Genomic DNA, 6,401 nt, shown 5'->3' with positions numbered 1-6,401 from the left:
CGACAGCGCGCCGCGGAACTCGCCGCGGGGCAGCGCGCGCACACCACGATCGAGGAGGACTCGGAGGACGAGGACTCCGACTACTCCGCGGACGGTGGGACGACCACACCGAAGTCCACCCCCAAGTCGAAACCGTCGACCAGCGGTGAGGACCTGACCGGCAGCGAGGCCATCGAGACCGTCATCGACCGGGGTCTGTCCCAGATCGGTGTGGAGTACGCGTGGGGCGGCGGCGACGAGAACGGCCCGACCCTCGGCATCCGCGACGGCGGTGTCGCCGACAGTTACGGCGACTTCAACAAGGTCGGTTTCGACTGCTCCGGCCTGATGATCTATGCGTTCGCCGGGATCGGCATCTCCCTGCCCCACTACACCGGGTATCAGTACACCGCGGGCGAGCAGGTTCCCTCGGAGGAGATGCAGCGCGGCGACATGATCTTCTGGGGCCCGAACGCCAGCCAGCACGTCGCCCTGTATCTCGGAAACGACGAAATGCTGGAGGCCCCGCAGTCCGGATCGACCGTCCAGATCTCCCCGGTGCGGTGGGATGGCATGACCCCTTACGCTGTCCGTATGGTGTCGTGATCCATGATGTCGATGAAGTAGTCCGCAGTGCGGATCGTGCTTGGTTGCGGCGGGGGTTGCTTGCACCTGGAATAGTTGAGCAAGTACGTGAACGGGCGGAACGATCTAGGTGAAAGCGGTGGATTCTTGGTGACCTCACGTGATGATGCGGTATCGGAGGGTGCAGCCCGGAAGGAGTCGCCCGCGAAGGCCGCTCCCGAAGGTGTGAAGAACGGGGGTGCGGCCAACGGATCGGGTCCCCAGAACGTCACCGCGCCGAATGCACCCTCACAGAACACGGGCACGCAGAGCGCGACGACGAAGACGGTCGCGCCCAATCTCGCCGCCGACGTCCAGACGCTGGAACGCGCGATCTACGAGGTCAAGCGCGTGATCGTCGGGCAGGACCGGCTCGTGGAGCGGATCCTGGTCGGTCTGCTCGCGAAAGGGCACGTGCTGCTCGAGGGTGTGCCCGGTGTCGCGAAGACCCTGGCCGTCGAGACGTTCGCGAAGGTGGTCGGCGGATCCTTCTCGCGTGTCCAGTTCACCCCCGACCTGGTGCCCACCGACCTGATCGGTACGCGCATCTACCGGCAGGGGCGTGAGGAGTTCGACACCGAACTCGGACCCGTCGTCGCGAACTTCGTGCTCGCCGACGAGATCAACCGCGCGCCGGCGAAGGTGCAGTCGGCGTTGCTCGAGGTGATGGCCGAGCGGCACGTCTCGATCGGCGGCAAGCGGTACCACATGCCCGACCCGTTCCTGGTGATGGCGACGCAGAACCCGATCGAGAACGAGGGGGTGTACCCGCTGCCGGAGGCGCAGCGCGACCGCTTCCTGTTCAAGATCCTCGTCGACTACCCGACAGTGGAGGAGGAGCGCGAGATCGTCTACCGGATGGGTGTCGATGCGCCGGAACCCCACCAGGTCCTCGATCCCGAGGAGCTCGTCCGCCTGCAGAAGGTCGCGAGCGGTGTCTTCGTGCACCACGCGCTGGTCGATTACGTGGTGCGGGTCATCGCGGCCACGCGCACGCCGGCCGAGTTCGGTCTCCCCGAGGTCGACGGCTGGATCGCGTACGGCGCGTCGCCGCGCGCGACGCTGGGCATCATCTCCTCGGCCCGCGCGTTGGCGTTGCTGCGCGGGCGTGACTACGTGGTGCCGCAGGACGTGCTCGAGGTGATCCCGGACGTGCTGCGTCACCGTCTCGTGCTGTCCTACGACGCTCTCGCCGACGAGGTCAGCCCGGACGACGTCATCTCCCGCGTGCTGCAGACCGTGGGTCTGCCGCAGATCGCCGCACAGCCGACGACGGTCCCGGCCGCTCCCGCCGGTCACCACGGACCGCCCGTCCCGTCCACGTCGGTGCCCGGACCGACGGCGATGAGCCAGCCACGGTGAGTGCGCGTACCGCCGGTGCGCAGAGTTCCGGCCCGCCGCCGTCGTTTCGCTCCGGCGAACTCCGTGATCCCAAACTGTCCGCCGCGCTGCGGACGCTGGAACTGACCGTCCGCCGCCGCCTCGACGGGGTGCTGCACGGCGACCATCTGGGCCTGATCCCGGGCCCGGGCTCCGAACCCGGTGATGCCCGCGAGTACCAGCCGGGTGACGACGTGCGTCAGATGGACTGGTCGGTGACCGCCCGGACGACGCACCCGCACGTCCGGCAGTCGGTGGCCGACCGGGAACTCGAGACGTGGCTCGTCGTCGACCTGTCGTCGAGCCTCGACTTCGGTACCGCCGGCTGCGAGAAGCGGGACCTCGTGGTGGCGGCTGCCGCCGCCGTCACGCACCTGACCAGCGGCGGCGGGAACCGGATCGGGGCGATCGTCTCGACCGGCGCCCAGACCACCCGGATCCCGGCCCGCGGCGGCCGCATCCACGCGCAGGCGATGCTGCGTCAGATCGCGACCACCCCGCACGCCCCGGACGGGGTGCGGGGCGACCTGCAGGGGGCGGTGGAGTCGTTGCGCCGACCCCAGCGTCGCCGCGGTCTGGCCGTCGTCATCAGTGACTTCCTGGGGCCGATCGACTGGGAGCGGTCGCTGCGGGCGATCTCCGGCCGCCACGACGTACTCGGGGTCGAGGTGCTCGACCCGCGAGATCTGGAATTACCCGACATGGGGGATGTAGTGCTGCACGATCCGGAGTCCGGACGGACCCGCGAGTTCACGACCACGCCGCAACTGCGCGCCGACTTCGCGCGGGCCGCGGACGAGCACCGCCTGCAGGTGGAGCAGTCGTTGCGGCGCTGCGGCGCCCCGCTGCTCAGTCTGCGGACCGACCGGGACTGGATCTCGGATGTCGTGCGGTTCGTGTCCGCCCGGAAGCACAGTTACGGGACCGCGACGAACCAGAGGTCCCGCCGGTGAGCCTGTCCCAGTTCACCTCACCGTGGTGGCTGCTGTTCCTCCTGGTCGTCGTGGCATTGGTCGCGGGATACGTGTGGGTGCAGCGTCAGCGGCAGAAGCACACCCTCCGGTTCACCAACTTCGCGCTCCTCGAGAAGGTGGCGCCGTCGCGGCCGGGCCGGGCCCGGCACATTCCGGCGCTGCTGATGGTGCTGGCGCTGGTGTTCTTCAGCGTGGCGCTGGCCGGACCGACGGAGGACAAGCGGGTTCCGCGGAACCGGGCCACCGTGATCCTCGTCATCGACGTGTCGTTGTCGATGAAGGCGACCGACGTGGAACCGACCCGGCTGGCCGCGGCGCAGGACGCCGCGAAGTCGTTCGCCGACGGGCTCACCCCCGGCATCAACCTCGGTCTCGTCGCGTTCGCAGGCACGGCCTCGGTGCTGGTGTCGCCGACCACCAACCGGGAGGCGTCGAAGGTGGCGATCGACAATCTGCAGTTGAGCGAGCGGACCGCCACCGGTGAGGCGATCTTCACGTCGCTGCAGTCGATCGACACCCTGGCCGCGGTGCTCGGCGGCAGTGATCAGGCGCCGCCCGCCCGCATCGTGCTGCTCTCGGACGGCAAGCAGACGGTCCCCGAGAACCCGGACGATCCGCGCGGCGGATTCACCGCCGCCCGGCAGGCGAAGGACAAGGACGTCCCCATCTCGACGATCTCGTTCGGCACCAGCTACGGCAAGGTCGAGATCGAGGACGAACGCATCCCCGTGCCCGTCGACGATCCGTCGCTGCGGGAGATCGCGAATCTTTCCGGGGGTAGCTTCTTCACGGCGTCGAGCCTGGAGGAACTGCGCGACGTCTACGACACCCTCGAGGAGCAGATCGGTTTCGAGACCACCCGCGGCGACGCCAGCCGCCCTTGGCTCGTGCTCGGTGTCCTGTCCGCCACGGCGGGGCTGATCCTCGCGCTGGTCCTGCGTCAACGGCTGCCGTGATCTGCGTTCCACCGCGGCCCCGCGCTTCCACTCCTGCACATCTGAACAGATAGGTTGATCCCCATGTCTACCCCACAAACTACTGACGCGTCAGTTAGGACGGTGTCCACTCCCCGGTCGGTGCTCGTCACCGGCGGCAACCGCGGGATCGGCCTCGCTGTCGCGCAGCGCCTCGCGGCGGACGGCCACAAGGTCGCGGTCACGCACCGCGGCTCGGGTGTGCCCGACGGGCTGTTCGGCGTCCAGTGCGACGTCACCGACACCGAGTCGGTCGACCGCGCCTTCAAAGAGGTGGAAGCGCACCAGGGTCCCGTCGAGGTTCTCGTCGCGAACGCCGGCATCACCGACGACACGCTGATCATGCGGATGACGGAGGAGCAGTTCACCTCCGTCGTCGACGCCAACCTGACCGGCGCGTTCCGCGTCGCGAAGCGGGCCACGCGGTCGATGCTGCGGGCGCGGTTCGGCCGGTTCGTGTTCCTCGGGTCGGTCGTCGGTCTGGCCGGTGGTCCCGGCCAGGTGAACTACGCGGCGTCGAAGGCCGGTGTGGTCGGCATCGCGCGGTCGCTGACCCGTGAGCTCGGTTCCCGGTCGATCACCGCGAACGTGGTGGCCCCGGGATTCATCGACACCGACATGACCGCGGTCCTCGACGACAAGTACAAGGACATGATCACCGGCGCGGTTCCGCTGCAGCGGCAGGGCAAGCCCGAGGAGGTCGCCGCGGTGGTGAGCTTCCTGGCCTCCGACGATTCCGCCTACGTCTCCGGCGCGGTGATCCCCGTCGACGGCGGCCTCGGCATGGGCCACTAGCTCTCCCCACCCCACTTCCCGGACTTTTTCTTCACAGGAGGACACCTCATGGGCGGATTGCTCGAAGGTAAGACCATTCTCGTCACCGGCATCATCACGGACGCGTCCATCGCGTTCCACGTCGCCAAGGTCGCCCAGGAACAGGGCGCCAAGGTGATCATCACCGGCTTCGACCGTCTCCGGCTGATCGACCGCATCGCGCAGCGCCTGCCGCAGCCGGTGCCGCCGGCGCTGGAACTGGACGTGCAGAACCCGGAGCACCTCGCGAGCCTCGCCGACCGCATCCGGGAGATCGCGCCCGAGGGTGTCGACGGCGTCGTGCACTCCATCGCGTTCGCGCCGCGGTCCTGCCTGGGCAGCCCGTTCTTCGACGCACCGTGGTCGGATGTGGGAGTGGCGTTCGAGGTCTCCGCCTACTCGTACGCGTCGCTGTCGAAGGCGCTGCTGCCGGTGCTGAACGACAACGCGTCGATCGTCGGCATGGACTTCGATCCCGCGCGCGCGGTGCCGTTCTACAACTGGATGGGTGTCGCCAAGGCGACGCTCGAGTCGGTGAACCGGTATGTCGCCAAGGAGGTCGGCGAACGCGGTATCCGCTCCAACCTCGTCGCGGCCGGCCCGATCAAGACCCTCGCCGCCAAGGCCATCGCCGGCACCGCCACCGACGACGCCAAGCAGATGAACGAACTGAACACGGCGTGGGACGAGCGTGCGCCCATCGGCTGGAACGTCGACGACCCGGAGCCGGTCGCCAAGACCGTGTGCACCGTGCTGTCCGACTGGCTTCCCGGCACCACCGCGTCGATCATCTACGTCGACGGTGGCGCCCACGCGATGGCCGGCTAGGGCACTACCCGGGGAGTGCGCCCCGAACGGCACCACGGAAGATGGGGATCATGATCGCTGCGAATTCGACGGACGGTTCCGGTTCCCGGTTCGATGCCCTTCTCGTGTTGTCGTTCGGGGGTCCGGAGCAGCCCGCCGACGTGCGCCCGTTCCTGGAGAACGTCACCCGGGGCCGGGGGGTGCCGCCCGAACGTCTGGACGCGGTTGCCGAGCACTACCTGCATTTCGGGGGTGTGTCGCCGATCAACGCTCTGAATCGCGACATCATCTCCCGCGTCGAATCCGAATTGGCAAGCGCCGGAATGGATCTGCCCGTCTATTTCGGTAACCGGAACTGGCATCCGATGGTCGAGGACACCGTCGCCCGGATGGGTGCGGACGGGGTGCGGTCCGCTCTCGTGTTCCCGACCTCGGCGTGGGGCGGGTACTCGGGCTGCAGGCAGTACCACGAGGATGTCGCCCGGGCGCGGGCCGCAGCCGGGGAGGGGGCTCCGCACCTGCTGAAGCTGCGGCAGTACTACGACCACCCGCTGCTGATCGGGGCGTTCGCCGACGCCGTCTGCGAGGCCGCGGCGCAGCTCCCCGCCGGGCGCCGGGCCGGCGCGCGGCTGGTGTTCACCGCGCATTCCGTGCCGGTGTCCGCGGACGTCAACGCGGGACCGCCCACGGAGGGCGGTCATCTCTACAGCCGGCAGGTGGCCGAGGCGGCCCGGCTCACCGCCCGCGCCGCCGGCTTCGACGACTTCGACCTGGTGTGGCAGTCCCGGTCCGGGCCACCCCAGGTGCCGTGGCTCGAACCGGACATCTGCGACCACCTGGACGCCCTCGC

Annotated in this window: 7 protein-coding genes; all 7 read left to right on the top strand. The window is 68.9% G+C overall.

Features of this window, described 5'->3' with window-relative positions; genetic code table 11:
* A partial coding sequence (locus AC1D1G_RS39855; protein ID WP_477956345.1) for an NlpC/P60 family protein occupies positions 1–585 on the top strand: 585 nt, incomplete at its 5' end.
* 204 nt (positions 586–789) lie between these two features.
* Positions 790–1,965 carry an AAA family ATPase gene (locus AC1D1G_RS39850; RefSeq protein ID WP_280784554.1) on the top strand — a complete coding sequence of 392 codons (1,176 nt, stop codon included), beginning with the start codon at positions 790–792 and terminating at the stop codon, positions 1,963–1,965.
* Positions 1,962–2,936, top strand: coding sequence for a DUF58 domain-containing protein (locus AC1D1G_RS39845; RefSeq protein WP_280784550.1), 975 nt, complete (start codon positions 1,962–1,964; stop codon positions 2,934–2,936). The genes AC1D1G_RS39850 and AC1D1G_RS39845 overlap by 4 nt, the downstream gene beginning before the upstream one ends.
* Complete coding sequence (locus AC1D1G_RS39840; protein ID WP_009480477.1) at positions 2,933–3,913, top strand: VWA domain-containing protein; 981 nt, start codon at positions 2,933–2,935, stop codon at positions 3,911–3,913. The genes AC1D1G_RS39845 and AC1D1G_RS39840 overlap by 4 nt, the downstream gene beginning before the upstream one ends.
* A gap of 63 nt (positions 3,914–3,976) precedes the next feature.
* Complete coding sequence (gene fabG1 / locus AC1D1G_RS39835; RefSeq protein WP_477956344.1) at positions 3,977–4,726, top strand: 3-oxoacyl-ACP reductase FabG1; 750 nt, start codon at positions 3,977–3,979, stop codon at positions 4,724–4,726.
* A 48-nt stretch (positions 4,727–4,774) separates the two neighbouring features.
* On the top strand, positions 4,775–5,572 hold the full coding sequence (gene inhA, locus AC1D1G_RS39830; RefSeq protein ID WP_005241845.1) for an NADH-dependent enoyl-ACP reductase InhA: 798 nt from the start codon (positions 4,775–4,777) through the stop codon (positions 5,570–5,572).
* A 41-nt stretch (positions 5,573–5,613) separates the two neighbouring features.
* On the top strand, positions 5,614–6,401 hold a 788-nt coding region (locus AC1D1G_RS39825; RefSeq protein ID WP_477956343.1), incomplete at its 3' end, for a ferrochelatase.

The sequence above is a fragment of the Rhodococcus sp. P3_B8 genome, assembly GCF_056402775.1.
The sequence above is the reverse complement of the archived record's forward strand: the minus strand, read 5'-3'. Positions and strand labels throughout refer to the sequence as shown.

What these genes read in the sequence shown, in the direction of transcription:
- fabG1 (WP_477956344.1), top strand. Translation starts at nt 3,977, where the DNA reads ATGTCTACCCCACAAACTACTGACGCGTCAGTTAGGACGGTGTCCACT.
- inhA (WP_005241845.1), top strand. Translation starts at nt 4,775, where the DNA reads ATGGGCGGATTGCTCGAAGGTAAGACCATTCTCGTCACCGGCATCATC.